This window comes from Psychroflexus maritimus (genome assembly GCF_011089875.1).
Taxonomy (GTDB): Bacteria; Bacteroidota; Bacteroidia; order Flavobacteriales; family Flavobacteriaceae; genus Psychroflexus; species Psychroflexus maritimus.
Genome location: NZ_JAANAS010000088.1, coordinates 1 through 434, shown reverse-complemented (window position 1 = coordinate 434; position 434 = coordinate 1). Strand labels below are relative to the sequence as shown.

The following is a 434-nucleotide window of genomic DNA, read 5'->3' as shown; positions in this document are numbered from 1 at the left end:
GAGATTTCTACATCAACTTCGTTGCTGATAATGTTTTCTATTTCAGTTCCTAAATCAAATTCTGCAAAACCATTGTTACCTGGGTCACATTCTACCAATGGTTCTAATTCAGGGATGGTCGGCTCTGGAATTACTTCTATGGTCAAGGTGGTCGTTTTCGTACAATCCGTGTCTAAATCGACAGCTTCTACATACACCACTTGCGGATTAGATTGTGTATTCACAAAGTTTTCGGTGTCGGTAATTTGATTTTCCAAAGCTTCATCTTCGTAGAAATTCACTAAAATAGTCTGATCACCTTGCGTAATTTCTTCAACTTTACTAAATAAGTTGAAGGTTGCTTGCTCATTGGTGGTGCTTCCTCCGGTTTCATCATCACAAACTGACAAACGCTCTGGGGCAATGATGTCTGGTAAGGGTTCAACGATTAATTC

1 protein-coding gene is annotated in these 434 nt (G+C 39.4%); it reads right to left on the bottom strand.

The genetic code is table 11. The annotated features are described in order from the left end of the window. Window positions 1-434, bottom strand: a 434-nt coding sequence (locus G7034_RS10320; RefSeq protein WP_166400883.1) for a hypothetical protein, incomplete at both ends; no start/stop codon positions are given.